Source organism: Faecalibacterium sp. An121 (assembly GCF_002160915.1).
GTDB lineage: Bacteria > Bacillota > Clostridia > Oscillospirales > Ruminococcaceae > Faecalibacterium > Faecalibacterium avium.
In genome coordinates, this window is sequence record NZ_NFLM01000004.1 from 1 (window position 1) to 26,317 (window position 26,317).

25 protein-coding genes, 1 tRNA gene, 1 pseudogene and 1 riboswitch are annotated in these 26,317 nt (G+C 60.9%); of the genes and pseudogenes, 21 read left to right on the forward strand and 6 right to left on the reverse strand.

Going from position 1 to position 26,317, the window contains the following annotated elements; all coding sequences use genetic code 11:
* Nucleotides 1-563: 563 nt before the first annotated feature.
* Nucleotides 564-659, forward strand: a pseudogene (locus B5E66_RS13310) (sporulation transcription factor Spo0A); the annotation flags it as partial.
* A gap of 130 nt (nucleotides 660-789) precedes the next feature.
* Here B5E66_RS13310 and thiC read toward each other — a convergent pair.
* From thiC to thiW, 5 genes are read right to left on the reverse strand one after another with little or no spacing between them, the layout of a single operon-like run.
* Nucleotides 790-2,094, reverse strand: coding sequence for a phosphomethylpyrimidine synthase ThiC (thiC, locus tag B5E66_RS02880; protein ID WP_087228477.1), 1,305 nt, complete (start codon nucleotides 2,092-2,094; stop codon nucleotides 790-792).
* A 42-nt stretch (nucleotides 2,095-2,136) separates the two neighbouring features.
* Nucleotides 2,137-2,940: a bifunctional hydroxymethylpyrimidine kinase/phosphomethylpyrimidine kinase gene (gene thiD, locus B5E66_RS02885; protein ID WP_087228478.1), complete on the reverse strand. Its 804-nt coding sequence runs from the start codon at nucleotides 2,938-2,940 to the stop codon at nucleotides 2,137-2,139.
* 52 nt (nucleotides 2,941-2,992) lie between these two features.
* The gene (thiE, locus tag B5E66_RS02890) at nucleotides 2,993-3,634 is read right to left on the reverse strand and encodes a thiamine phosphate synthase (RefSeq protein WP_087228479.1); all 642 of its coding nucleotides are present in this window, start codon (nucleotides 3,632-3,634) and stop codon (nucleotides 2,993-2,995) included.
* Nucleotides 3,621-4,442, reverse strand: a complete 822-nt coding sequence (gene thiM, locus B5E66_RS02895; protein WP_087228480.1) for a hydroxyethylthiazole kinase — start codon at nucleotides 4,440-4,442, stop codon at nucleotides 3,621-3,623. Before thiM ends, thiE begins: the two co-directional genes overlap by 14 nt.
* A complete protein-coding gene (thiW, locus tag B5E66_RS02900) occupies nucleotides 4,423-4,977 on the reverse strand; it encodes an energy coupling factor transporter S component ThiW (RefSeq protein ID WP_087228481.1) in 555 nt (184 codons plus the stop codon). Before thiW ends, thiM begins: the two co-directional genes overlap by 20 nt.
* Before the next feature lie 221 nt (nucleotides 4,978-5,198).
* A riboswitch (TPP riboswitch) is annotated at nucleotides 5,199-5,303 on the reverse strand.
* A 236-nt stretch (nucleotides 5,304-5,539) separates the two neighbouring features.
* On the opposite strand from thiW, the gene rpmE reads away from it, so the two are divergent.
* From rpmE to B5E66_RS02985, 16 genes are all read left to right on the forward strand, one after another.
* Nucleotides 5,540-5,740: a 50S ribosomal protein L31 gene (gene rpmE / locus B5E66_RS02905; protein ID WP_087228482.1), complete on the forward strand. Its 201-nt coding sequence runs from the start codon at nucleotides 5,540-5,542 to the stop codon at nucleotides 5,738-5,740.
* 142 nt (nucleotides 5,741-5,882) lie between these two features.
* Nucleotides 5,883-6,617: an ABC transporter ATP-binding protein gene (locus B5E66_RS02910; protein WP_087228483.1), complete on the forward strand. Its 735-nt coding sequence runs from the start codon at nucleotides 5,883-5,885 to the stop codon at nucleotides 6,615-6,617.
* Nucleotides 6,614-7,486: an ABC transporter permease gene (locus tag B5E66_RS02915; protein WP_087228484.1), complete on the forward strand. Its 873-nt coding sequence runs from the start codon at nucleotides 6,614-6,616 to the stop codon at nucleotides 7,484-7,486. The genes B5E66_RS02910 and B5E66_RS02915 overlap by 4 nt, the downstream gene beginning before the upstream one ends.
* Before the next feature lie 15 nt (nucleotides 7,487-7,501).
* Nucleotides 7,502-8,950 carry a Gldg family protein gene (locus tag B5E66_RS02920; protein WP_206393027.1) on the forward strand — a complete coding sequence of 483 codons (1,449 nt, stop codon included), beginning with the start codon at nucleotides 7,502-7,504 and terminating at the stop codon, nucleotides 8,948-8,950.
* 12 nt (nucleotides 8,951-8,962) lie between these two features.
* The gene (locus tag B5E66_RS02925; RefSeq protein WP_087228485.1) at nucleotides 8,963-9,916 is read left to right on the forward strand and encodes a DUF4340 domain-containing protein; all 954 of its coding nucleotides are present in this window, start codon (nucleotides 8,963-8,965) and stop codon (nucleotides 9,914-9,916) included.
* 241 nt (nucleotides 9,917-10,157) lie between these two features.
* Entirely contained in the window at nucleotides 10,158-11,204 is a 1,047-nt protein-coding gene (locus B5E66_RS02930) for an ABC transporter ATP-binding protein (protein WP_087228486.1), read from the forward strand.
* A gap of 4 nt (nucleotides 11,205-11,208) precedes the next feature.
* Nucleotides 11,209-12,024, forward strand: a complete 816-nt coding sequence (locus B5E66_RS02935; protein WP_087228487.1) for an ABC transporter permease — start codon at nucleotides 11,209-11,211, stop codon at nucleotides 12,022-12,024.
* On the forward strand, nucleotides 12,024-12,866 hold the full coding sequence (locus B5E66_RS02940; protein WP_087228488.1) for an ABC transporter permease: 843 nt from the start codon (nucleotides 12,024-12,026) through the stop codon (nucleotides 12,864-12,866). The genes B5E66_RS02935 and B5E66_RS02940 overlap by 1 nt, the downstream gene beginning before the upstream one ends.
* A 14-nt stretch (nucleotides 12,867-12,880) precedes the next feature.
* Nucleotides 12,881-14,113, forward strand: a complete 1,233-nt coding sequence (locus B5E66_RS02945) for an ABC transporter substrate-binding protein (protein ID WP_087228490.1) — start codon at nucleotides 12,881-12,883, stop codon at nucleotides 14,111-14,113.
* A 24-nt stretch (nucleotides 14,114-14,137) separates the two neighbouring features.
* The gene (locus B5E66_RS02950) at nucleotides 14,138-14,872 is read left to right on the forward strand and encodes an acyl-[acyl-carrier-protein] thioesterase (RefSeq protein ID WP_087228492.1); all 735 of its coding nucleotides are present in this window, start codon (nucleotides 14,138-14,140) and stop codon (nucleotides 14,870-14,872) included.
* Between the two features lie 507 nt (nucleotides 14,873-15,379).
* Complete coding sequence (locus tag B5E66_RS02955) at nucleotides 15,380-16,894, forward strand: IMP dehydrogenase (protein ID WP_087228494.1); 1,515 nt, start codon at nucleotides 15,380-15,382, stop codon at nucleotides 16,892-16,894.
* Nucleotides 16,895-17,604: 710 nt separating this feature from the next.
* Nucleotides 17,605-19,125, forward strand: a complete 1,521-nt coding sequence (locus tag B5E66_RS02965; protein ID WP_087228498.1) for a nicotinate phosphoribosyltransferase — start codon at nucleotides 17,605-17,607, stop codon at nucleotides 19,123-19,125.
* A 93-nt stretch (nucleotides 19,126-19,218) separates the two neighbouring features.
* Nucleotides 19,219-19,302: transfer RNA gene (locus tag B5E66_RS02970), tRNA-Leu, on the forward strand.
* 205 nt (nucleotides 19,303-19,507) lie between these two features.
* Nucleotides 19,508-20,263 carry a heparan-alpha-glucosaminide N-acetyltransferase gene (locus tag B5E66_RS02975; RefSeq protein WP_087228501.1) on the forward strand — a complete coding sequence of 252 codons (756 nt, stop codon included), beginning with the start codon at nucleotides 19,508-19,510 and terminating at the stop codon, nucleotides 20,261-20,263.
* A 167-nt stretch (nucleotides 20,264-20,430) separates the two neighbouring features.
* The gene (locus tag B5E66_RS02980) at nucleotides 20,431-20,853 is read left to right on the forward strand and encodes a flavodoxin (protein WP_087228503.1); all 423 of its coding nucleotides are present in this window, start codon (nucleotides 20,431-20,433) and stop codon (nucleotides 20,851-20,853) included.
* Between the two features lie 74 nt (nucleotides 20,854-20,927).
* Entirely contained in the window at nucleotides 20,928-21,086 is a 159-nt protein-coding gene (locus tag B5E66_RS02985; protein WP_087228505.1) for a DUF1540 domain-containing protein, read from the forward strand.
* 87 nt (nucleotides 21,087-21,173) lie between these two features.
* Here B5E66_RS02985 and B5E66_RS02990 read toward each other — a convergent pair whose 3' ends face one another.
* Nucleotides 21,174-21,788: an HAD family hydrolase gene (locus tag B5E66_RS02990; RefSeq protein ID WP_087228507.1), complete on the reverse strand. Its 615-nt coding sequence runs from the start codon at nucleotides 21,786-21,788 to the stop codon at nucleotides 21,174-21,176.
* Nucleotides 21,789-21,927: 139 nt separating this feature from the next.
* Here B5E66_RS02990 and B5E66_RS02995 point away from each other — a divergent pair, with 139 nt between their 5' ends.
* From B5E66_RS02995 to tsf, 4 genes are all read left to right on the forward strand, one after another.
* A complete protein-coding gene (locus B5E66_RS02995; protein WP_087228509.1) occupies nucleotides 21,928-22,224 on the forward strand; it encodes a YlmC/YmxH family sporulation protein in 297 nt (98 codons plus the stop codon).
* Nucleotides 22,225-22,438: 214 nt separating this feature from the next.
* Nucleotides 22,439-24,379 carry an LTA synthase family protein gene (locus B5E66_RS03000; protein WP_087228512.1) on the forward strand — a complete coding sequence of 647 codons (1,941 nt, stop codon included), beginning with the start codon at nucleotides 22,439-22,441 and terminating at the stop codon, nucleotides 24,377-24,379.
* Between the two features lie 237 nt (nucleotides 24,380-24,616).
* Nucleotides 24,617-25,339, forward strand: coding sequence for a 30S ribosomal protein S2 (gene rpsB, locus B5E66_RS03005; protein WP_087228514.1), 723 nt, complete (start codon nucleotides 24,617-24,619; stop codon nucleotides 25,337-25,339).
* 43 nt (nucleotides 25,340-25,382) lie between these two features.
* Nucleotides 25,383-26,303: a translation elongation factor Ts gene (tsf, locus tag B5E66_RS03010; protein ID WP_087228516.1), complete on the forward strand. Its 921-nt coding sequence runs from the start codon at nucleotides 25,383-25,385 to the stop codon at nucleotides 26,301-26,303.
* The last annotated feature ends 14 nt before the right edge of the window (nucleotides 26,304-26,317 follow it).

A 26,317-nucleotide genomic window follows, 5' to 3' on the forward strand; every position in this document is an offset into this window, starting at 1 on the left:
CCGCACCCCCAGCCCACCCAAGAAGAACTTAATTAAAACGTTTAATTTCTTCGCTGCGCTCAGAAATTAAAGTTTTAATCTAAGGTTCGCGTTTAGTTCTTCGCGGGGCTCAGAACTAAACGGAAGTCAAATGGTGGGGGGGAGGAGAGTTGTTTGTTCTGAAAAACTAACATTCAACTTAAAAAAATTGCTCTCAATGCTCTATGCCATCTGAACCGCCCCTTTCTAATAAGGTATGTATCTCTGTCAGCTCTGGATATGCCCGTTTTGCAGATTGCATGTATGCTCATGTGAACAGGCATATCATTTACTTATAGTATACAACACATTCAGGAAAAGTCAAGAGGTGGTGCCTTAATTTTTTGAAGAAAATTAAGCAATTGTCAAGAAATTAAAACTTAACATTTAAAATATTGGCGTGTAAACTTTTTATAACAAATTAAAGAATCTGCTTGACTTTTTGCGGATTCATGCTATACTATCAATACTATAAGTAATTCAATCCTAAACCAATCAATATGGAAGCTGGTTGCTGAATCTATTGCCTCCTTTTATAAAAGGAAACCGTCCACAGCCTGCGCGGCAAGCCCACCAACAGCGAGTTCATCGCCATGATCGCCGACAAAATGCGTCTGGACAAAAAACGCCGCACAGGCTGATAAAACAGCGATAAAAAGCTCTTTCTCTATATCGCTGGCCTGTGCCGTACGCGGTCCGGTCCAAATCAAAGACCTCTGCCTTTCGACGGGCAGAGGTCTTTTGCTTGAAATGATTTTGGTTCTTTTCCGATCAGAGGATATCGATGTACTCTCCGTTCAGGGCCTTGTTCATGCTGCGCACCGCGCAGAATTTGCCGCACATGGAGCAGCTGTCCTCAAATTCGGGGGAACGGTCGGCCCGGATGCGCTTGGCGGTCTCGGGGTCCATGGCGCACTCCCACTGCTTGTCCCAGTCGAAGGTGCGGCGGGCATCGGCCATGGCGTCATCGGCATCCCGGGCGTGCGGCACCTTTTTGGCGATATCGGCTGCATGGGCTGCGATGCGGGCGGACATGATGCCCTGCTTGACGTCTTCCAGATTGGGCAGGGCCAGGTGTTCCGCCGGGGTCACATAGCACAGGAAGGCAGCTCCTGCCGCCGCAGCCATGGCGCCGCCGATGGCCGCCGTGATGTGGTCGTAGCCGGGGGCAATGTCGGTGACGATGGGGCCCAGCACATAGAAGGGAGCGCCCATGCAGAGGGTCTGCTGCATCTTCATGTTGGCCTCGATCTGATCCATGGGCATATGGCCGGGGCCTTCTACCATCACCTGGACGTCCTTGGCCCAGGCCCGCCGGGTCAGTTCGCCCAGCCGGACCAGTTCTTCGATCTGGCACACATCGCTGCCGTCGGCCAGGCACCCGGGACGGCAGGCGTCTCCCAGCGAGATGGTGACATCGTACTCCCGGCAGATATCCAGGATCTGGTCGAAATATTCATAAAAGGGGTTTTCCTGGCCGGTCATGCTCATCCACGCAAAGACCAGCGACCCGCCCCGGGAGACGATGTTCATTTTGCGCTTGTGGGTCTTGATCTGCTGGATGGTCTTGCGGGTGATGCCGCAGTGGAGGGTGACGAAATCCACGCCGTCCTGGGCGTGCAGCCGGATCACATCCAGGAAGTCCTGGGCCGACAGGGTGGCAAGATCCCGCTGGTAGTGGATGACGCTGTCGTAGATGGGTACGGTGCCGATCATGGCCGGGCACTCCCGGGTCAGTTTCTGGCGGAAGGGCTGGGTGTTTCCATGGGAGGACAGGTCCATGATGGCGTCGGCCCCCATGTCCACGGCCAGCATCACTTTTTTCATCTCCACGTCATAGTCCTTGCAGTCGCGGGAGACCCCCAGGTTGACGTTGATCTTGGTGCGCAGCATCGAGCCCACGCCCGCCGGTTTGAGGCAGGTGTGCAGCCGGTTGGCACAGATGGCTACCTGGCCTTGGGCCACCAGCTGGCGGATCTCTTCTTCGGTGCGGTATTCCTGAGCAGCCACCGCCTTCATCTCAGGGGTGACGATGCCCAGACGGGCGGCTTCCATTTGGGTCGCATAGGTTCGCATGGTGATAGCTCCTTTCGTGTGGGTGCGGCTGGGCTGGCCTGCTCACGCCCCAAAGGGGCTGTGCAGGTCAAAGGCATGATCCATGGGCCCGCGGCCCTGGCCCAGATCCAGCATGGCGGCCAGAGCTCCGGACAGATACTCTTTGGCCCGCTGGATGGCCTGGGGCAGGGGATAGCCCTTGGCCAGGTTGGAGGCGATGGCCGAAGACAGGGTACAGCCGGTGCCGTGGGTGTTGGGATTCCGGATGCGCTGGCCGTAGAACCATGTGGGGCCGTCCCCGGTCCATAACAGGTCGTTGGCGTCGTTGACACTGTGCCCGCCCTTGACCAGCACGGCGCAGCCATAGCTCTCGTACAGCTGCCGGCCGGCCTGCTCCATCTGGGCGGGGGTGCAGATCTCTGCCCCGGTCAGTACCTGTGCTTCGGGGATGTTGGGCGTGATCAGGGCGGCCAGGGGCAGCAGCTCGGATTTGAGCGCAGCCACGGCCTCGTTCTCCAGCAGGGCCGAGCCGCTGGTGGCCACCATCACCGGGTCCACTACGATGCTGCGGGCCTGGTATTGGCGCAGCTTCTGCGCGATCACCCGGATCAGGGCCGAGGAGGAGACCATCCCCACCTTGACCGCATCGGGGAAGATGTCGGTGAACACCATGTCCAACTGCCGTGCCAGAAAGTCAGGGGCCGCCTCCTGGATGGCCGCCACACCGGTGGTGTTCTGGGCCGTCAGGGCTGTGATGGCGCTCATGCCGTAGACGCCGTTCATGGTCATGGTCTTCAGGTCGGCCTGGATGCCGGCGCCGCCGCTGCAGTCGCTGCCGGCAATGGTCAATGCGGTCTTTTTCTTCATGGGATAGCTCCTTTCATCTCAGCGTGGCCGGGACCGCCGCACCGCCAGGGGCTCAGCGGCCGGTCATTTGGCGGGCCAGCTGTACCAGCCGTGCGGTGGCGGCTCCCGGGTCGGGGGCACCGAAAATAGCCGATACCACCGCCACCCCGGCGGCGCCGCAGCCGGTCAGCTGCAAAAGATTGGTTTCGGTGATGCCGCCGATGGCCACCACCGGGATGGAGACGGCGGCGCAGATCTCCCTGAGGGTGGTCAGGGGCAGGGGAGAGGCATCCGCCTTGGTGGAGGTGGAAAACACCGCTCCCACCCCCAGGTAGTCGGCGCCGGCGGCCTGGGCTTCCAAAGCCTCCTGCACCGTGTGGGCCGAGGCTCCCAGGATGAGGTCCGGGCCGGCCATCCGGCGGGCCTGGGCGATGGGCATATCCTGCTGGCCCAGATGGACTCCGGCTGCCCCGCAGGCCAGAGCCACCTCCACGTTGTCGTTGATGATGAGGGGCACGCCGTACCGTCTGCACAGGGCGGCCATCTGCCGGGCCTCCTCCCGAAAGGCGGCGGGGTCGAGAGCCTTTTCCCGCAGCTGCAGGCAGGTGGCCCCGTTTTGCAGGGCGGCTTCCACCTGCCGGGCCAGGGGCTGACTGCCGGTCCAGGCCCGGTCGGTCACCGCGTAGAGCAGCAGGGTGTCCTTATCGCACTTCATAGTCGGCACCTTCTTCCAATTGCGCGCCGGTGAGGTTGTACACCGCGTCGATGATGTAGTTGCGGTAGCTGGCGTTGCCGTCCAGCGGGGTCATGCGGCGGCGGGCCAGCTGGCCGCACAGCCCCATGGCACAGACAGCCGTCACGGCCCCGGCCAGGGGCTCCTGCGGGACCGCGGCCAGACAGGCCCCCATCATGGCGGACAGCTGGCATCCGGTACCGGTGACCCGGCTCATTTCGGGGCAGCCGTTGCGGATGCAGAAGGCCCGTCCGCCGTCGGTCACCACGTCAATGGCCCCGGTGATGGCGATGACCGCGCCGGTCTGCCGGGCAAAGGACTTGGCAAAGGCGACCGTCTGGTCCAGCGTCCCGGCGGTGATCCGGTCGGCAGGGGCGGCGTCCACCCCATGGGCGGCCCGGCCGCTGCCGGCCAGGGCGCGCATCTCGGACAGGTTGCCCCGGATGGCAGCCGGCTGCAGCTGCTCCAGCAGGGTACGGGCGCTTTCGGTGCGCAGCCGGGAGCTGCCTGCCCCCACCGGGTCCAGCACTACGGGAAGGCCCAGGGCGTTGGCTCTGGCCCCTGCGGCCAGCATGGCAGGCAGGACGCTTTGACGCAGAGTGCCGGTGTTCAGTACCAGAGCGCCGCACTGGGCGATGACCTCCTCCACCTCACCGGGGTCCTCCGCCATGACGGGGCTGGCCCCGCAGGCCAGCAGGATGTTGGCGCAGTCGTTGGCTGTGACATAGTTGGTGATGCAGTGGACCAGAGGCGCCGCCGCACGCAGGCGGTCAAGCGTTTCCCGCAGCATGACGGCCTCCTTTCGCCGGCAGGTCCAGACGGCGCTGCACCTGCGCCAGGGCGCCGGTCCGGGCGAGTGCGCAGAGCAGGATGCCCGACAGCACCGCGCCCCCTGCGGTGGAGACCAGGAAGGGGACGATGTAGACATAAAAGGCGATCTCCCCGGCGCTCTGCCCCATCAGAAAGACGGCCACCGGCCAGGCGCACAGCCCGCCCAGGATCGAGGTGCCGAACACCTCCGCGACCAGGGTGGGGAGGATGGCCTTGAGCTTCCAGTAGGCCAGCCCGCACAGCAGCGCTCCGAACATACTGCCCGGAAAAGCCATCAGGCTGCCCAGGCCCAGCAGGTTGCGCAGCAGGCTGGCGGCAAAGGCCACCGCCACCCCGTAGCCGGGGCCCAGCAGCACCGCACACAGGATGTTGACCATGTGCTGTACCGGGGCGCATTTGCTGCCCAGCACCGGGAACGAGAACATGCTGCCCACTACGGCCACGGCGCAGAGGATGCCGGCGATGGTCAGCTTTTGGATGTTGGTATGTTTCATGACAAATCCCTCCATAATGCGTGAAAATGGGACCAAACACAGTCCCCCAAAGCCGGTCGAAGCTTGCTGGCTTCCTCTCACGCCGGAACACGGCTTCCCATCGCTGTCTACAAGGCCTGAGGCGCTCCCCTCCTGCCCGGCACGGTCTGCCCGTGCGTTCTGTGCATCCGCTCCCTTCCTGCAAAAGCAAAAGCCGGAGACACCCAAACTGGACATCTCCGGCACAGAAAACATTCTTTCCCTACGTTGGCATTATCCAAATCAGGTTACGGGTCGAAGGCCACACCTTCCTCTCAGCCTATGTATAAGCTCCCCACGGTCTTCGGTTTTTGCGCTTGTAGTATAGCATCAAAGGGCGCCGGTGTCAAATCCGGAAAAAAGGGGACCCCGGCCTGCGGCGCGCTGCAAAAAAGCCCTTGATTTTTTTCGGATTCGTGCTATAATAGTTCAGCAATCGTTTCCAAGGCCGCTCGAGGGGGTAGCCGAAATTGAAGGTTGTGATGGGCGCATACATCGGAATATGGCCCCAATTCGTCAGAACCAGAAATGAGGTGAATCGCAAATGAAACAGGGTATCCATCCCAATTACGTTGACTGCACCATCACCTGCGCGTGCGGCAACGTGATCCACACCCGCTCCACCAAGCCCGAGATCCACGTGGAAGTCTGCTCCAAGTGCCATCCTTTCTACACTGGCAAGCAGAAGCTGGTTGATACCGGCGGACGTGTCGATCGTTTCAATCGCCGCTTTGGCCGCAAGTAATTTGCAGCAACGGGCCGCTTCCCCGATGGGGGAGGCGGCCTTTTTTGATTTCATCACTTTGCCATGATTTGAACACATTTCCAGCCTATATTTGCTGGTGGGCAGGTTTTTCCTGCCACACTGTTCGAAAAGGAGCGTGCGCATGATCCAAGTTTCGCATCTGACCAAGGTCTATGGCCGCCGGACGGCGGTGCAGGACCTTTCTTTTACGGTGGAGGACGGGCAGATCTGCGGGCTGCTGGGGCCCAATGGGGCGGGCAAGTCCACAGTCATGAACATCCTCACCGGCTACATCGCCCCTACCAGCGGGTCAGTGTCGGTGGAAGGCCACCCGCTGCCCGAGGAGGCTGCCGCGGCCCGGGCCTGCGTGGGGTATCTGCCCGAGACGCCGCCCCTCTACCCGGACATGACGGTGGCCGAGTACCTGCGTTTTGCCGCCGAGCTGAAGGGGGTGCGCCGCGCCGGCCGGGCTGCGGCTGTGGCGGCGGCCGCACGCCGCACCGGGGTGGAAGATGTGATGCCCCGCCTGATCCGCAGCCTGTCCAAGGGCTACCGCCAGCGGGTGGGCATCGCCCAGGCGCTGCTGTCCGACCCGAAGGTGATCATCCTGGATGAGCCCACCGTGGGTCTGGACCCGGCCCAGGTCACCGGCATCCGCCGCCTGATCCAGCAGCTGGGCCACAAGCACACGGTCATCCTGTCCAGCCACATCCTCAGCGAGGTGCAGGCGGTGTGCAGCCGTGTGCTTATTTTGTCCCACGGGGTGCTGGCAGCGGACGGCACATTGGAAGAACTGACCGCCGGCGGACGCAGCCTGGAACAGGTCTTTCTGGAGCTGACCGGCTCCGATGCGCCGGGAGAGGAGGGGGCGGAATGATCGCCATTTTCAAACGGGAATTCCGGGCCAGCTTCACCGGCATGATGGGCTGGCTGCTGACCGCCTTTCTGGCGGCAGCTTCGGGGCTGTATTTCTTTGCCCTCAACCTGGGCTACGGCCTGACCGACTTTGGCTATTACACCCTCTACCGTACCGTATTTGTGCTGCTGCTGTATGTGCCGGTGCTGGCCATGCGCAGCCTGGCCGAGGAGCGGCGGGCACGCACCGACCAGCTGCTGCTGACCAGCCCTGTGCCGGTGTGGGGCATCGTGGTGGGCAAGTACCTGGCCATGTGTGCCCTCTTTGCGGTGCCCTGCGGGGTGGACGCGGTGATGATCCTGGCCCTGCGGGCCCTGGGGTGCACGACGGCGTCTTTGGCCTCCAACCTGGCCAGCCTGCTGTGCTACTATCTGCTGGGATGCGCCGCCATCGCGGTGTGCGAATTCCTCTCGGGCCTGACCGAGAACCAGATCATTGCGGCCCTGCTGGGCTTTGGAGCCCTGCTGTCGGCCTATCTGATGCCCAGCCTGCGCAGTATGTTCGCAGCGGGCAGCGGGGCGGCCCTGCTGGTGTTCACGGCGCTGGCCGCAGCGGCGGGGTTCCTGATGGGTCTGCGCTGCCGCAGCCTGACGGCGGGGTGCCTGCTGTTTGCTCTGCTGGCGGCGGGGATCGCCGTTTTGTTCACGGTCCGCAGCGCCTGGCTCACCCAGGCGTTCAGCCGGGTGCTGGGGGCGCTGTGCCTGTTCGAGCCTTTTGAGAGCTTTGTCAATGGCAGCTTCTCGGTGCCTGCTCTGGTCTATTATCTGACCGTGCCGGCGCTGTTCCTCTTCTTTACGGCGCAGCAGATGGAAAAGCGCCGCTGGGTCTGAAAGGGGTGGATTTGTATGCTGCATATCCGATTCAAAAGGCATCCTGCCCCGGACGGCGGCCGGGTGTTCCGCAGCGGGATGCTGTCTGCCGCCACCGTTGCGGCGGCTGTGGTGCTGGCCGTGCTGGTCAACCTGCTGGTGGGGGCCATCCCTGCCCGCTACACCCAGTTCGACCTCTCTGCCGGAGGACTGTATACCCTCGGCGACACCTCCCGTCAGGTGGCCGGCAGCCTGGAGGAAGACCTGACCATCTACTATCTCTGTGAGACGGGGGCGGAGGACCGGATCATCACCCGTCTGCTGGACCAGTACGCCGCGGCGGGTCCCCACATCCGCTGGGAGCAGATCGACCCCGCCGTCTATCCCACCTTTGCGTCCCGGTATGGGGCTGAGAATGCAGCCTCCGGCAGCCTGATCCTGGATACGGGCGATGCCAGCACCGTGCTGGATGCCGCCGGGCTGTATGTCTATGACTATGCCAGCTATTATGAGACGGGCGCCTACGATGTTCGTTTTGACGGCGAGGGCCAGATCACATCGGCCATCTACCGCCTGACCAGCGGCCAGGCCAGCCGGGCCTATTACACCACCAACCACGGCGAAGCGGCCCTTTCGGACACCCTGACCCAGGCGCTGGAGGCCCAGAACATCGAGACGGCTCCCCTCAGCCTGCTGTCCAGCGGCATCCCCGAGGACTGCGCCCTGCTGATCGTCAACTGCCCGGCCAGCGACTTTGCGGGGGCGGACGGGGTGGTGGATGAGACGGCCCTCCTGCAGGAATATCTGGCGGGGGGCGGCAAGCTGCTGCTGATGACCGATGCCTATTATGACACTCCCAATCTGGACGGGGTAATGGCCGGCCTTGGGCTGGCCCGGGTGGACGGCCTGGTGGTGGAGGGCGACCCCGATCACAGCCTCTATGGGTACAGTTACTATCTGCTGCCCGACTACGCCCAGCCCTCTGTCAGCACGGCCCTGGACGGCATCACGTCCAGCGTGCCGGTGCTGGTCCAAATGGCCCAGGGCATCCGGATCACCCCCACCGACGGAGTGACGGCAGAACCCCTGCTGACCACCTCCGGCTCTGCGTACAGCAAAGCTGCGGGCTATGAGATGACCACCACCGAGAGAGAGGAGGGGGATCTGGACGGCCCCTTTGACCTGGCGGTCTATGCGCAGGCCGAGGACACCGGCGCAGAGGTGATCTGGATCGGGTCCTCCAACATGGACAACGAGGCCAATTACCTCAGCGTCCCGGGCAACTGCGACTTCCTGGTGGGGTGCGCGGCTTCCCTCACAGGGCAGTCCAGCGATATCCTCATCGATTCCAAAGCCCTGGAGGCGGACCTGCTGACCATCCCGGCGGGGGTGGTGGCCCCTCTGGGCCTGACCTTCCTGCTGGTGATCCCGGCGGGGCTGCTGATCGCCGGTGCGGTGGTCACCATCCGCCGCCGGCGCAGATAAGGGGGTACCGCCATGAAGGCCAAACAGCGCACCCTGCTGGTGCTGGCGGCACTGATCCTGCTGTCCGCCGCCGCGCTGGCTGCAGTGACTGCGGCGAACCGCCATGCCGAAGCCGCGTCCAGTGAAGCCGCCGCAGGGGATATCCCCCTGGCGGCGTTCGCCCAGGCGGAGCTGACCCAAATCGCCTATACCTGGCAAGGTGAGACCCTGACCCTGGACTACGACGGAAGCCGGTGGACCCTGGCGGAGGACCCGGACTACCACCTGGATCAGACCAAATGCAACACCATGGCCGCCGCCATGACGGGTCTGTCGGCCAAGCGCCGCCTGGAGCCCCAGCCCGGGGAGGATTACGGGCTGGATGAGCCCTCCCTGACCGTGTCGGTCACCGCGGCGGGCCGTACCGAGACCTATACTTTTGGGACCACCAACCCGGTCACCGGGGACATCTATCTGCAAAGGGAAGGGGACAGCGCTCTTTACACCGCCGACCCGGCCAAGGCGGAGTGCTTTGCCTATGACAAGGAGGGGCTGTTCGCTCCCTTCCAGCCGGCGGGTATCACGGCCAGCAGCCTGGAGGCGATCGTCTATACCTGTGCCGATGGGGCAGACCGCTTCACCGTCAGCCTCAAGGCCCTGTCGGTGGAAGGGGAGGACGGCGCCTACTCCACTCAGTGGCGTCTGGAGCAGCAGCCCGATACCCCTCTGGACCAGGAGGCCGTACAGCAGCTTCTGTCGGTTCTGGGCGGGTATGCGGCCGGACAGGTCACCGGCGCGGATGCGGCGGCCCTGGGACTGGGGGAACCGTCGGTCACCGTGACCGTCACCGATGATACGGGAAGCCGCACCCTGACCTATGCCGCCGGCACCGACGGCTGTTACCTGACCGTGGAAGGGGACAGCTCGGCCTATCGGGTGGATGCGGATGCCCTCTCTGCTTTCTGCCCGGCGGAAGAGCTGATGTAAAAGATAAGGCATATTTCTGCAAAAGCTGGACGCACAGACGCTGTGCGCCCGGCTTTTTTGCGCTTTTTGATTCGACGGGAACAGAAACTTTGGTTTGTGAATTGACATTTTCCGTGGGATTGTTTAAGATAGACCCATTGGGGGTGGTCCTGCCGGCAGGCGGATAGCCCCCTTGTGTGCTGGCGGCGCCCTGCCGCCGGCAGGCGCAAATGAGAAAGCAAGGGGAGGACTCATCTGGAAAATGGACAACTCTGTAATCGTATCCCTCCGGGACATCGTGGTGGATTTTGACGGCCAGCGCATTTTGAACGGCCTGAATCTGGACATCCACGACAAGGAATTCGTCACGCTGCTGGGCTCGTCCGGCTGCGGCAAAACCACCACCCTGCGCCTGATCGCCGGATTTCTGGAGCCCAACGCCGGTACGGTCAGTCTCCATGGCAAAGATATCACCGGGGTGCCGCCCTACAAGCGGCCGGTGAACACGGTGTTCCAGAAATACGCCCTGTTCCCCCACCTGAACGTGTTTGAAAACGTGGCTTTCGGCCTGCGGCTGAAACACCTGGACGAGGAGACCATCCGCACCAAGGTGCGGGATATGCTGGAAGTGGTGGGCCTCAAGGGCTTTGAGCGGCGCAGCATCTCCCAGATGTCGGGCGGCCAGCAGCAGCGGGTGGCCATTGCCCGCAGCCTGGTCAATGAACCCGAGATCCTCCTGCTGGACGAGCCTCTGGGCGCTCTGGACCTGAAGCTGCGGAAAGAAATGCAGCTGGAGCTCAAGCGGCTGCAGCGCGAGATGAACATCACCTTCATCTATGTCACCCACGACCAGGAAGAAGCTCTGACCATGTCGGATACCGTCGTCGTCATGAACGGCGGCGTCATCCAGCAGGTGGGTACCCCCGAGGAGATCTACAACGAGCCCAGGAACGCTTTTGTGGCGGATTTCATCGGCGACTCCAACATCATCGACGGCGTGATGCACCGGGACTTTCTGGTGTCGTTTGCGGGGGCGCAGTTCCCCTGCGTGGACCGGGGCTTCAAGCCCGAGCAGAGCGTCCAGGTGGTGGTGCGCCCCGAGGACATCGAGGTGGTCTCTCCCGTGGAGGGCCAGCTCACCGGCGTGGTGGAGGAAGTGATCTTCAAAGGGGTCCACTTCGAGATGCATGTGGACTGCGACGGCCGCCAGTGGCTGATCCACTCCACCCGGGCCTGCACCCCCGGCGAGCGGATCGGGATGCGCATCGGCCCCAACGAGATCCACATCATGGCGCGCAGCGAGGTGTAAGAAGATGAAGGTATATGACAAGCGTCTTGCCTCGCCGTATCTGGCATGGATGGTGCTGTTTACCGTCATCCCGCTGCTGATCGTCTGCTACTATGCCCTGACCGACGGGGAAGGGCAGTTCACCCTGGCCAATCTGGCCTCGGTCAGCGGTTACGGTTCGGTCTTTGCCCGCAGTCTGCTGTTGGCCCTGATCGCCACCGTCATCTGCCTGGTGATCGCTTTCCCTGTGGGGTACTTTTTGTCCCGGCTGCGGGTGAACAAGCAGCGGATCATGCAGATGCTGGTGATGCTGCCCATGTGGATGAATTTTCTGCTGCGCACCTATGCCTGGATGGGCCTGCTGAGCATCAACGGCCCCATCAACACCCTGCTGGGACTGGTGGGTCTGGGCCCGTTCAATATGCTCAACACGGCCGGGGCGGTGGTGCTGGGCATGGTGTACAACTATGTGCCCTATATGATCCTGCCTCTGTACACCAGCATGACCAAGATCGACCAGAGCATCATCGAGGCCGCCCAGGACCTGGGCGCCAACACCACCAAGACCCTGTTCCGGGTGCTGATCCCCATGAGCGTGCCCGGCATCTGCACCGGCATCACCATGGTGTTCGTGCCGGCGGTGTCCACCTTTGTGATCAGCCGGATGCTGGGCGGCGGCGCCAACCTGCTGATCGGCGACCTGATCGAGATGCAGTTCCTGGGCAACAGCTACAATCTGAATGTGGGCTCCGCCATGAGTCTGGTACTGATGATCATCGTGCTGCTGTGCATGAGCTTTACATCCAGCTTTGACGAAGACGAAATGGAGGGGGTGTCCTGATGAAAACAAAGCATCTCCGCCTGATGCAGCGGACCTATATCATCCTGTTTTTCGGGTTCATGTATCTGCCCATCGCCTATATGATCCTGTTCAGCTTCAACGAGAGCAAGGGCTACGCCCTGTTCACCGGCTTCACCCTCAAGTGGTATCAGAGCCTGCTGCACAATTCCTCCATCCTGCGGGCGCTGGCGGTGTCGGTGGAAGTGGCCCTGGTGTCCTCGGTGGTGGCTACGGTGCTGGGGACGGCAGCTTCTCTGGGCATCGCCGGCATGAAGCGCACCTCCCGCCTGGTGATCACCAACATCACCTATATCCCGGTGGTCAACCCCGAGATCATCACCGGCATCTCCCTGATGCTGCTGTTTGTGGCCTACCAGCGGTTTGCGGCGGATGTGCCCTGGCTGCCCGACACCATCATGGGAATGCCCACTTTGCTGATCGCCCATGTGGCGTTCAACGTGCCCTATGTCATCTTCAATGTCAGCCCCAAGCTGCGCCAGCTGGACATCCACCTTTATGAGGCGGCTCTGGACCTGGGCTGCGACCCCCGGCAGGCTTTCTTCAAGGTGATCCTGCCCGAGATCAGTCCCGCCATCGTCTCCTCCTTCCTGATCTGCCTGACCTACTCCATCGACGATTTCATGATCTCCTACTTCAACTGCGGCACGGTGGAGACGCTCCCCATCGCCATCTACTCGATGACCCGCCGCAAGGTCAGCCCCGAGATCTATGCTCTGTCCACCATCATGTTTGCGGCCATCCTGGCGGTGATCCTCCTCTCCAACGCGGCGGAGGGGCGCCGCTACAAGCGGGATCAGGCCGCCCAGCAGATGCAGGTATAAAGGGAGGGAAAGCGATGAAACGCATTCTGACTTTTCTGTCTGCCCTGGTGCTGGCGGGGGCCTGCGCGGTCTCTGCGGCTGCGGCGGAGCCCATCCGGGTCACCGAGGAGATCAGCGTGTCGGGGGACTATGACTGGACCCGTTTTGCGGGCCGGAACGTCACCCTGAACGTCTACAACTGGGGCGAATACATCTCCAACGGCTCGGACGGCAGCCCGGACGTTGTGGCTGCCTTTGAAGAACTCACCGGCATCGAGGTCAACTACACCACCTTCGATTCCAACGAGTCCATGTACGCCAAACTCAAATCCGGGGCGGCGACCTACGACGTCATCATCCCCTCCGATTATATGGTGGCCAAGATGACCCAGGAGGGGATGCTGCTGCCGCTCAACTACGACAATATCCCCAATTTCCAGCTGATCGACCAGCAGTACCGCAACCCCGATTACGACCCCGAAAACGCCTATACGGTGCCCTATATGCTGTGCACCACCGGCATCATCTACAATACCACCATGGTCAGCCAGGCGCCCACCCGCTGGGCCGACCTGTGGGATGAACAGTATGCCGGCAGCATTCTGATGTTCAACAACAGCCGGGACGCCTACGCCATCGCCGCCTTCAAGGAGGGCAGGAGCGTCAACCCTGCCACCACCGATGAAGTGGATCAGGTGATGGAGCAACTCAAAGTGCAGAAGCCTCTGGTGCAGGCCTATGTCATGGACGAGATCTTCGACAAGATGATCGGCGGCGAGGCGGCTGTGGGCGTATACTATTCGGGGGACGCCATCACCATGATCGACGACAACCCCGACCTGGCCTGGGTCTTCCCGGAAGAAGGCAGCGTGCTGTCGGTGGACTGCATGTGCATCCCCGCCACCAGCCAGAACCAGGAGGCCGCCGAAATGTTCATCAACTTCATGTGCGAGGTGGATGTGGGGGTGGCCAATGCAGAATACATCGGCTATACCACCCCCAGCACCGCCGTCTGGGAGCAGCTGGACGAGGAGCTGAAGTACAGCGAGATCGCTTACCCTTCCGCAGAGATCGCGGCCAAAGAACAGGTATTCACCGCCCTGAGCGAGGAAGTGAACAGCCAGCTGGACATCAAGTGGAGCGAGATGAAGAGCTACGACAAAGGGGGCAGCAGTTACCTGTTCCTGCTTTTGCTTTTGGCCATGGTTCTGCTGGCCTGTTTCAACATCTGGCGCAAGATGCGCCGCAAGGTGCGCAATATGTACTGAGAGCGTTCTGAAAGGAGAAGGGCAATGGATTATCCGAGCTTTTACACCGAACAGATCACCCTGCAGGAGGGAGACGTGGATTACCGGGGCCTGATGCGGCCTTCGGCCCTGCTGCGCCATGCCGAGCATATGGCCACAGCCCACGCCGTCACCCTGGGGATGGACAAGGCCTTTTACAGCCAGCGGAACCTGGTCTATCTGGTGGGGCGGCAGGCCTTCCGGTTTGTGCGGGTGCCCGCCATGTATGACAAGGTGGTCCTGGTCACTTACCCCGAGCGCAACCGCCGGGGCGCCAACAAGCGTGTGATGGTGATGCGCACACCGGAAGGGGAGGAACTGGCCTGGGTGGATACCCGCTGGACCCTGGTGGATACCACCTGCGCCAAGATCGTCCGCCATGTCCCCGAGGAGATCGACCACCACTGGAACCCCGAGGTGGAGTGGGAGCTGTCCCAGCTGGTGCCCAAGGCCGAGACCCTGACCCCGGCCGGGATACGGAAGGCGGGCTACTCCGTCTGTGACACCAACCGCCATATCAACAACGCCGCCTATCTGGATGTGGCCTGCGACGCGCTCCCCCTGGCGCTGCTGGACCAGGGCCCGATCCGCAGTGCGGCCATCAAGTACCACCGCCAGGTGCCGATGGGGGAGGAAATGGAGCTGTTCTATGGCCCCGCCGCCGGCAAAGACGGGGATGGCTGGTATGTGATGGGCCGCCGGGAGGACAAGGCCGCTTTTGAGCTGTTCTGCCAGTTCTGACCGGGGTGGGGAGGGGCGCAGAAAGTTTTTTTGAAAAATTACAAAAAAATTACAAAAAGGTATTGCAAAATGGAGACAAAAGAGTTACAATACAGTTACAGCAGGGAAACGACCCGGCGACTGTGAAATCTTTTTCTTCTTGCTTCTGAGGTATCGGGCGCCTGCCTGCCCCTCCTCCGGCTGTTCTCCTTCTCAGCTGTTGGCAGACGCCACACAGGCGATACCTCACTTCGTGTACAAAAAAGCTCGTCCTTTGGGATGGGCTTTTTTGTTTTGCCGGCCGGCGGGCACAAGGGAAGGATGTTGCAGCTTTTTCATGCTTGGACTATACAAAGTGACTGTTTTTTCAGATCACTTTTTGGAAAAGTTTGTCGGCTGAATATTTTGTATTCCATCTGCAAATGTGGTATTATTATATCCAAGCATCAGTGACCTCTGGCCGCGGCCGCAGGCCCCCGCACAGGCCGGGACAATCCACACGGGCCCTGAAGAAAAGGAGATTGTGCAATGGCGTATTATTATGAAGAACCCTCCCGCACCTTTGGCGAATATCTGCTGATTCCCGGCTATTCCTCGGCTGAGAATGTGCCTGCTGCGGTCAGCCTCAAGACCCCGCTGGTCAAATACCACAAAGGGGAGGAAAAGTGCCCCCTTGAAATGAACATCCCCATGGTCAGCGCCATCATGCAGTCAGTCTCGGGTGAGAAGCTGGCCATTGCCCTGGCCCGCCAGGGGGGCGTCTCCTTCATCTACGGCTCCCAGAGCATCGAGGATGAGGCCGCCATGGTCCGCCGTGTCAAGACCTACAAGGCCGGCTATGTGGTTTCCGATTCCAACCTCTCTCCCAGCGCCACCCTCCACGACGTGCTGGAGCTGAAGGCCCGGACCGGCCACTCCACCATTGCCATCACCGACGACGGCACCGCCAGCGGCCGCCTGATGGGCATTGTGGCTTCCCGCGATTACCGGATCAACCACACCCCCGACGACGCCCCGGTCACCGATTTCATGACCCCCATGAGCAAGCTGGTCACCGCCCCCGAGAATACCTCCCTGCATGACTGCAACAACATCATCTGGGACAACAAGATCAATACCCTGCCTCTGGTGGACGAAGAAGGCCATCTGAAATACTTTGTTTTCCGCAAGGACTACAACTCCCACAAGGAGAACGCCAACGAGCTGCTGGACGCCCGCAAGAGCTATGTGGTGGGCGCCGGCATCAACACCCGCGACTATGCCCAGCGGGTGCCTGCTCTGGTGGAAGCCGGCGTGGATGTGCTGTGCATCGACTCCTCCGAGGGCTACTCGGAGTGGCAGAGCCGCACCCTGGGCTGGATCCGCGAGCACTATGGCGACAAGGTGAAGGTGGGCGCCGGCAACGTGGTGGACCGGGACGGCTTCCGCTTCCTGGCGGAGGCCGGGGCCGACTTTGTCAAGATCGGCATCGGCGGCGGCTCCATCTGCATCACCCGCGAGACCAAGGGCATCGGCCGCGGCCAGGCCACCGCAGTCATCGAGGTAGCCAAGGCCCGGGATGAGTACTACAAGGAGACCGGCATTTACATCCCCATCTGCTCGGACGGCGGCATCGTCCACGATTACCACATCACCCTGGCTCTGGCCATGGGCGCGGATTTTGTGATGCTGGGCCGCTACTTTGCCCGCTTTGACGAGAGCCCCTCCAACCGGGTGCGCATCAACGGCCAGTACATGAAGGAGTACTGGGGCGAGGGCTCCAACCGCGCCCGCAACTGGCAGCGGTATGACCTGGGCGGCGCCACCAAGCTCTCTTTTGAGGAAGGCGTGGACAGCTATGTGCCCTATGCAGGCCCCCTGGCCGACGGCGTCCAGACCACCCTGTACAAAGTCAAGAGCACCATGTGCAACTGCGGCGCTCTGACCATCCCGGAGCTGCAGCAGAAGGCAAAGCTGACGGTGGTCTCCTCCACCTCCATTGTGGAGGGCGGCAGCCACGATGTCCTCCTCAAGAACTCCACCCCCAATATCATGAACGGCTAAAGCTGTTTTGGAATGCAACAGGGCCCCGGCGCTTTTGCCGGGGCCTTTTCTGCACACAGGGTCCGAGAGGGGAGGGTGTTGCAAGATGCTGTCGTCGATCCTGGATGTTTTGGTCACGGCCGGCCTGCTTGTCGTGCTGGTCGGCATGATCTTCCGCGGCATTCGCCGGTTTTTCCGTAAGTTCCGCGGCTGAACCATATCCCAAGAGGCTGGCAATGGTTGTGCCGGCCTCTTTGTGGTTTATCCGGAGAGGTGCCGGAACAGTCGGACCCAAAAGGGTACCGAGAAAAGGATACACCCAAGCACCACAAAAAGCAGCGTGACCCAAATGTCCGCCGGGCCTGCCCAGGCGGCTGCTCCAGAGGGTGTAGGCAAAAAAGGCGGCGAATGCCAGGACGATGAGGAACAACTGCATGGCGCGACTCCTTTCCGGCGGTGTGGGATCTGGTATGTTTATTGTACCGTGCCGGGGGCAGAGGGACAACAAAATCGGGGTAAAGGAAAGGTAAAACCTGCATGGAGACAGCGCCTTTCCCAAAAATCCGGAAATGACGGGCACCTGTCATGACAGATGGCCGGATTTGACCTGAATTTTTCAAAAAAACTTGCGCCCAGGCCCAAATGATGATATCATTACGGTAATGTGCCGGCCTGTCCTGTGGGAGGCCAGGAGAGCCTGAGCTTTTTGAGAAAAGAGAGGGACTGTTCCAATGGAGAATAAGATCGAAGTCATTCCTTATATACCCGACGAAGATTATGACAACCCTGCCATGGTGGTGGATTTTTATGAGTTCACCATGGCCAACTGCCTGTTCCTGCATGGCTACAAGGATACCCGGCTGGTTTTTGATATGTTTTTCCGCAAGAATCCGGATGGCCAGGGGTATTCCATCAGCGCCGGCCAGCGCAAGCTGACCCGCTTTTTGATGAACTACCATTTCAATGCGCAGGACATCTGGTGGCTGCGCACCAAGGGCATGAGCGAGGAGTTCTGCGAGTACCTGCGCACCTATCAGTGGAAGGGGGATATGTACGCCCTGCCCGAAGGCACGGTCTGCTATCCCAATGTGCAGATGGTGCGGATCGAGTGCGATATGGTGGGGGCCATCCTCATTGAGACCTATCTGCTCCAGACCATCAATTTCCACAGCCTGATCGCCACCAAGGCCACCCGGGTGGTGGGCCTGAATACCCACACGCCCCGCAGCGTCATGGAATTTGGCACCCGGCGGGCCCAGGGGGAGAGCGCCGGCAACGATGGCGCCTACGCCGCTGTGCTGGGCGGCTGCATCGGTACCGCCAACTGCCTGGCCGAAATGAAGTTCGGCGCCGAGGTCAAGGCCGTGGGCACGGTAGCCCACAGCTTCATTGAGTTTTTCCCCACCGAATTTGAGGCCTTCAAAGCCTATGCCGACACCTATCCCGACTCGGTCAGCCTGCTGCTGGATACCTACAACATCATGGAGAGCGGCCTGCCCAACCTCATCAAGCTGGATGATTACCTGATCGAAAAATATCCCGACGATCCTGGCAAGCGGGTCAAATCCGCGCGCATCGACTCGGGCGACCTGGCCCGGGGTTCCAAGCGGCTGCGCAAAGCGCTGGACGCCGCAGGCAAGCCCTACATCAAGCTGGTGGCCTCCAATGCGCTGGACGAGAAAAAGATCGCCAATATGGAGCTGTATGAACACGCCCACTTTGACTCCTACGGCGTGGGTGAAAACCTGATCACATCTGCCTCCGATCCTGTGTTCGGGGGTGTGTACAAGCTGGTGGCGGTCAAACTGGCGGACGGCAGCTATCAGCCCAAGATGAAGATCTCGGACAGCGTCAGCAAGGCCATCATCCCGGGCAAAAAGATGCCCTGGCGTCTTTACGATGCCAACGGCCAGGCTCAGTGCGACCTGATCGCAATGGACGGCGAGGTGATCGAGGCAGGCAAGCCGGTCACCATGGTCAACCTGGACCCCGACGCAGTGGAACGGGTCATCACCTTCACCCCCACCCAGGTCAAACAGCTGCTGGTGCCCTATATTCTGGACGGGCAGCTGGTCATTGACCTGCCCAGCATCAGCCAGCGCCGGGAATACGTGGCCCGGCAGCTGACCAGCGAGGTATGGGAGAGCGAACTGCGGGTGGAGTGCCCCCACAAGCACTACGTCAACATGACCCCGGCTGTGGCCGAATGCCGGGAGAAGATGTACGCCGAGTACCACGGCGGCCGGGCCTGACCGGGCCGGCAGGTTGACAAAAAGCCGGGTCTATTGTATTATAGAATGCGTCCTGAGCCGCCGGGCTGCAAGTTCTGCCCGGCGGCCTGACGGGCCGCTGTGGTGAAATTGGCAGACACGAGGGACTTAAAATCCCTTTCTGGAGACAGAGTACGGGTTCGACCCCCGTCGGCGGCATTGCAAAGCCTGTGGAGCGCGCTGCGCTTCGCAGGTTTTTTATTTGGCTTTGCGGGGGCATTTGAGGCGGCCGGCCGCTGGAACGGCGCGTCGGTGCACAGCAATTTCACAAAATGTTCGCTTGCTTTACAATAGTAAAGAATCTATACTGAAGAAGTACGGATTCCTAATTTTTCTTGCCATGCAAAGGGGGAAAGCTGCAACGATGGATGCAACGAAAAAAAGCGGCGGGCGGTACGCTCTGCTGGATGAACTGCGGGGATTGAGTCTGATCGCCATGATCGGCTACCACGGGATGTGGGATCTGGTCTATCTTGCCGGTATCCGGGCCGCCTGGTATGAGGGGCTGCTGGGCCGCCTCTGGCAGCAGACTGTCTGCTGTATCTTTATCCTGCTGTCCGGATTCTGTCTGGCCCTGGGCCATGCGCCGGTGCGCCGGGGGCTGATCGTGTTTGGGGGCGGCGCGCTGGTCACCCTGGTGACCTGGGCTGTTTTGCCGGAGGATATCGTCCTGTTCGGTGTGCTGACCTTTTTGGGCAGCGCCATGATCTTTACCGGCTTGCTGCGGCCCTGGCTGGACCGTGTGCCCGGCTGGGCCGGCCTGGCAGGCAGCATCCTGCTGTTTTTGCTGACCTACCATGTGAACGCAGGCTATCTGAGCTTGGGGGGCCTGTACCTGGGGCAGCTGCCCGACAGCCTCTACGCCAATCTGCTTACCGCCTATCTGGGCTTTCTGGGTCCGGGCTTTTACTCCACCGACTATTTCTCCCTGATCCCCTGGCTGTTTTTGTTCTGGGCAGGGTTTTATCTGTACAAGGTAGTGGGCCGGCCCCGGATGGAGCCGCTGCGCCGCTCCATCTGTCCGCCTTTGGGCTGGATCGGCCGCCATTCGCTGGTGATCTATATGCTGCACCAGCCGGTGCTCTATGGGCTGCTGATGGTCTGGAACGCCCTGCACTGAACAAAAAGCCCTTGACAACCTGCCCGCCGGGTGGTATCATGTTGATGCTGGTTATAAATAACTAACCACTTGCTGCTGCGCTGGAAGTCCAGCGCATTTTCAGGGGATCGAAATTAGTTATAACTAACTTTGCTTCCCATCAACATTCAGAAAGAAGGTTACATCGCATGAACAAGGTTGCAATCGTATACTGGAGCTCCACCGGCAACACCGAGACCATGGCCAACTGCATTGCGGAGGGCGCAGGCGCCAGCGCCACCCTCCTCAGCTGCGCCGATGTGACGCCCGATGTGCTGTCGGGCTATGACGTGGTGGCCTTCGGCTGCCCGGCCATGGGGGCGGAACAGCTGGAGGAGGGGGAGTTTGAGCCCATGTTCTCCTCTGTGGAGGGGGCACTGAACGGCAGGAAGGTGGCCCTGTTCGGCTCGTATGGCTGGGGCGACGGCCAGTGGATGCGGGACTGGTGCGAGCGCGCCAAGGGCGACGGCGCCGTCCTGTACAGCGAGGAGGGCCTGATCTGCAACGAGGCCCCCGACGAGGACGTGCAGGCCGACTGCCGCAAGCTGGGCGCCGCCCTGGCCGCCTGGTAAAAACCGAAACCGCACGTCGATGCATAAGGGCCTTTCTTTGCGGGCATACTGCTTGCAAAGAGAGGTGATAAACGATGGAGAACAAAGGTGTTATCTGTGATGTCAGCGAGTGCCGCTATAATGTGGACTGCTGCAAGTGCAATCTGCCCCAGATCAAGGTGACCGAGCACTGCACCTGCGGCACCCAGCAGATGGACAACCCGCACTTCTGCCAGAGCTACGAGAAAAAGTAACTCCTGCGGATCGTAACTCCTGTAAAAAAAGCTCCCCCGCTGCCAGCCTGTCATGGGCCGGCGGCAGGGGAGCTTTCCTTTGGGCTGTCAGCGCAGGGTCACATTGCAGGTGGCCAGGCTGCGCACCAGGGTGTCCACGCTGTCTTTCATCTGGATGCTGTTCATCCCCAGCTGGAAGGCAGTCTGGACATTGGCCCGGCTGTCATCGATGAAAATGCATTCACTGGCATTCAGGCCATACTGGTCCAGCAGACATTTGTAGATGCGGGGGTCAGGCTTGTTGATGTGCACATGGCAGGAGGCGACCCCTCCGTCAAAGACCCCTTCCAGACCGCGGCTCATCAAAAGGTCCAGGGTGTCTTCGGGAATGTTGCTGAGATAGTATACGCAGTAGCCGTGGTTTTTCAGCCGGCGCACCAGCTCCACCATCCGGCGGCGCAGATGCAGGATGCTGGTCCAGTTCTCCAGCACTTCCTGGACCTCGAATACACAGTGCTCGGCCTGGGCGGCGGTCAGCATGGCGTGATTGCCCTCGCTGCGGGTGCACAGCCCTGCGTCCAGCTGCTGCCAGGTTTTGCTGCCAAAGGTCAGGCGGTAGACTTTTTCTTCGACGGCCGTGTTGCAGAACCGCTCCAGCAGAAAATCCTTGGGCGCAAAATCCACCATCACGCCGCCCAGATCGAAAATAACGTTCTTATACATACGATGCTCTCCATCAAGCCCGGCGGGACCGGGCGCAATACACATTTTACTTCGTACTGCATAGTATAACACATCGGGACCAGGGATTTCCACTGGTTTTTCTTGCGGGGTCTCCGCAGGCGGGAAGGGGGAGCATGGTATGACATTCCGTGAACTGAGCAAAAAAGAAGTCGTGCAGGTAGATGAAGGGCAGTGCCTGGGCAAGATCGACGATCTGGTCATCGACGACAAGAGCGCCCGGGTGGAAAAACTTCTGATGCTGGGCAGGCCCAAACTGTTCGGCCTGCTGGGCAGGGGAGAGTCCCTGGTGATCGACTGGGACGAGATCCAGAAGATCGGGGCCAATGCCATTCTGGTCAACACCCCTCTGCCCGAGGAAAACGCACAGGAGGCGAAAAAGCCGGGTCTGCTGGGCAGGCTGCTGGGACAGGGCTGACCCTGCGGGAGCCTGCGCGGCAAACAGGCCGGTCAGCGTGTAAATTTTCACAGTAAAACAGGTAGACTTTATGTCAAATCGCGCTATAATAAAAAGCGTATCTGTCCCGGCGGGCGCCGTCTCAAGACAGCCCGGGACAGAGGGTGCATCTGAAAACGCCTCCATACGGTCGGATACATCCTAGCCCAACCCTAGAAACAGGAAGTGAACTGCAATGAATCCTAGACAGATGGCGGCCTCCCTGGCCGTTCAGCTGGCCCGGGGCCTGTTCCCTGCGGCGGCGACCCTGGTGCTGCTGGTTTTGACCGAATGGGTGGCCCGGGGGGAGCTGACAGGGGAGACCTGGGCCGAATACATCCACCCGCACATCGAATCCTATCTGCTGTCCTGGCTGTTCCTGCTTTTGATCTGGATCGCGGCCGATACCCTCACCCGGCTGGCCCCCCTGGCTACTTTGGCGGCGGGGGCGGCGGGCCTGGTGCCGGCCGCGGTCAACTTTTACACCTTGCAGCTGCGGGGAGAACCGTTCCTCCCCTGGGACCTGACTCAGATCAAAGAGGCGGCAGGGGTGGCTTCTGCTGCGGGTCTCAAGATCCAGACCAGCATGGTCTGGTCCATCGTACTGCTGCTCATCCTGCTGGCGCTCTCGTTTGTGCTGTACCACAGGCGGCCCCGGCTGCCGGTGCCCATGCGGCTGGCGGCCATTGCTGCGGCCATCGCCGCGCTTCTGGGGCTGGTGTTCGGCGTTTACCTGCAGCCTGCGGTGACCCAGCGGCTGGGCATCTACTCCGACGCATGGATGCAGGACCGCTACTACCGCTGGTATGGGGTCATCACCGGCTTTATGACAAACCTCACCAACCTGGAGATCGACCAGCCGGAGGGGTATTCCCAGGAGGCGGTGGACGCTGTTCTGGATCAAGTGGAGGCGGCCGGCCGGTTTGAGACCGGTCCCAACTTCCCGGAAAGCTACGGGGCGGTAACAGACCCCGAAGAGGTCCACAAAACGCCCACCATCATCTATGTGATGGACGAATCCTATTGGGATGTCAGCCAGCTGGAGCAGTACGGCGTCACCTTTGATATCGATATCTCGCCCAACCTCCACGCTCTGCAGCAAACCAGCGCCTACGGCAAGGTGTACAGCCCCAGCTTCGGGGGCGGGACCTGCGATGTGGAATTTGAGGCGCTGACCGGCCATTCGGTGGGCTTTCTGCCCTCGGGCTGCAAACCCTATCAGCAGCACGTGACACGCCCCATGTTCGCCCTGCCCTCCTACCTCAGGAGCAAGGGCTACCAGACGGCGGCGATCCACTGCTACTATGCCAAGTACTGGAGCCGGAACACCGCCTATCCCAACCTGGGCTTTGATGATTTCATCAGCCTGGAGGATATGCACGGGGTGGACAAGGTGCGGGACTATTACTGGGCCGGCGGGCTGGTCACCGATGCGTCGATGGGCCAGCAGATCATTCAGGAATACGAGGCGCTGAAGGCGCAGTCGGACGCGCCGGTCTTTCTGCACGCGGTGACCATGCAGAACCACACCAACTACAACGCGGCCAACTATCCCGACGAACAGCGGGTGCACATCACCAGCGCCCCGGCTGGGCTGTCCCAGAGTACCATCGGCGCTCTGGAGGACTTCGCCACCGGCGTCCGGGATGCCGACGCGCTGCTGGGACAGCTGGTCAGTTACTTTTCCCAGGTGGAAGAGCCGGTGATCCTGGTCTTTTGGGGAGATCACTACAACCCCATCGATTCAGGCTACGACGTCTACACTGCCACCGGCTACGCCAGCGCCAACAGCGCCGATCCGGCCCTGCACCAGACCACCCTGCTGATGTGGTCCAATTACAGCAGCATCCCGGTGGACCTTGGCACCATTGCAGCCTACGAGGTGTCGCCGGTGATGATGGACATTTTCGGTCTGGAGCAGCCCCTCTACTTCCAGTACCTCAACCGGCAGCTACGCTATGGATACCGCAGTTTCACCGGCGGGGTGGCGGTCAACTGGGACGGGTCGATGGCCGGCAGCCTGACGGCCCGTCAGGAGACCTGGCGGCAGGACCACTGGCTGCTGCAATACGACCTGATGTTCGGGGAGGGATATGCCGCACAGCGTATGGGCCTGGACTTCGACGAAGAAGGATAAAAACCGCCCCGGAAAGCAAAAATCGGTCTTGCATCCGGGCTGCGGCTGTGGTATTATAACAAGGGTGTGTCCGACCTGGCTCAAAATGGGCGGCCGGACGCGCCGAAGAAACATCACACACGCATCACTATGCTCTTTTGTGCCCCTGCGGGGGTGGAGAGCAGTCTGCGCGCCTGTACCATGCGGGCGGCGCAGATCACGGTGTGCGGAGGTAAAAACAATTTGGAGGTAACAATCATGGCAGTCATTTCTATGAAGCAGCTTCTCGAAGCAGGCGTGCACTTCGGTCATCAGACCCGCCGCTGGAACCCCAAGATGGCGAAGTATATCTTCACCGAGCGCAACGGCATCTATATCATCGACCTGCAGAAGACCGTCAAGAAGCTGGATGAGGCTTACAACTACGTGAAGGAAGTCGCAGCCGAGGGCGGCGAGATCCTGTTCGTGGGCACCAAGAAGCAGGCTCAGGAGTCCATCCGCGACGAGGCTACCCGCTGCGGTATGCACTATGTCAACGCCCGGTGGCTGGGCGGCATGCTGACCAACTTCCGCACCATCCGCAAGCGCATCGACCGCATGGAGCAGCTGAAGAAGATGCAGGAGAACGGCACCTTCGAGCTGCTGCCCAAGAAGGAAGTTGCCAAGCTGGAGCTGGAGATGGAGAAGCTGGACAAGTACCTGGGCGGCGTGAAGAACATGAAGACCCTGCCCAAGGCCCTGTTCATCGTTGATCCCCACAAGGAGCGCATCGCCGTGTCCGAGGCCCGCAAGCTGCACATCCCCATCATCGCCATCGTGGATACCAACTGCAACCCCGATGAGATCGACTGGGTCATCCCCGGCAATGACGACGCCATCCGCGCTGTCAAGCTGATCGCCGGCGCCATGGCTGACGCTGTGCTGGAGGGCAAGCAGGGCAACCAGGAAGCTGTCCCCGCTGAGGAAGCAGCCAACGCCTGAGTTCTCCGCCCGATACCCAACGATAGAATAGGAGAGGATTAAAATGGCTATTTCTGCAAAGGACGTTATGGAGCTGCGCAAGCAGACCGACTGCGGCATGATGGAGTGCAAGAAGGCACTGACCGACGCTGAGGGCGATTTCGCCAAGGCTGTCGAGCTGCTGCGCGAGCGCGGCCTGGCCACTGCCGCCAAGAAGGCCAGCCGTGTGGCTGCCGAGGGCATGGTCTACGCCGATTACTGCTCCGCCTGCAAGGTGGGCGTGGTCATCGAGGTCAACGCCGAGACCGACTTCGTCGCCAAGAACGAGAAGTTCGTTGAGTTCGTCAAGGAAGCCGCCAAGGTCATCATGCAGCAGAGCCCCGCCGATGTGGATGCTCTGATGAACTGCAAGATGGGCGACAGCACCGTGGATGATGCGCTCAAGCAGCTGATCCTGGTCATCAAGGAGAACATCAAGGTCCGCCGTTTCGTCCGCTACGAGGGCCCCTGCGCCGCTTACGTGCACGGCGGCGGCACCCATGCCGTCCTGGTCAACTTCGAGACCTCCGACGAGATCGCCGCAAAGCCTGAGTTCACCACTTACGGCAAGGATATCGCCATGCAGATCGCCGCTGCCAACCCCAGCTACCTGGATGAGGCCAGCGTCCCCGCCGAGGTCGTCGCCAAGGAGAAGGAGATCATGCTGGTGCAGATGTCCAGCGATCCCAAGACTGCCAACAAGCCCGAGGCAGTCAAGGCCAAGATGATCGAGGGCAAGATGAAGAAGTACTACAAGGAGAACTGCCTGGTAGACCAGGAGTTCGTCAAGGACAGCGACCTGACCGTGGCTCAGTACACCGCCAAGGTTGCCAAGGAGCTGGGCGGCGATATCAAGATCGTCAAGTTTGCCCGCTTCCAGAAGGGCGAGGGCCTGGAGAAGCGTGCCGACGACTTCGCATCCGAAGTGGCCAGCATGGTGAAGTAAGCTCTTTGCCCAGC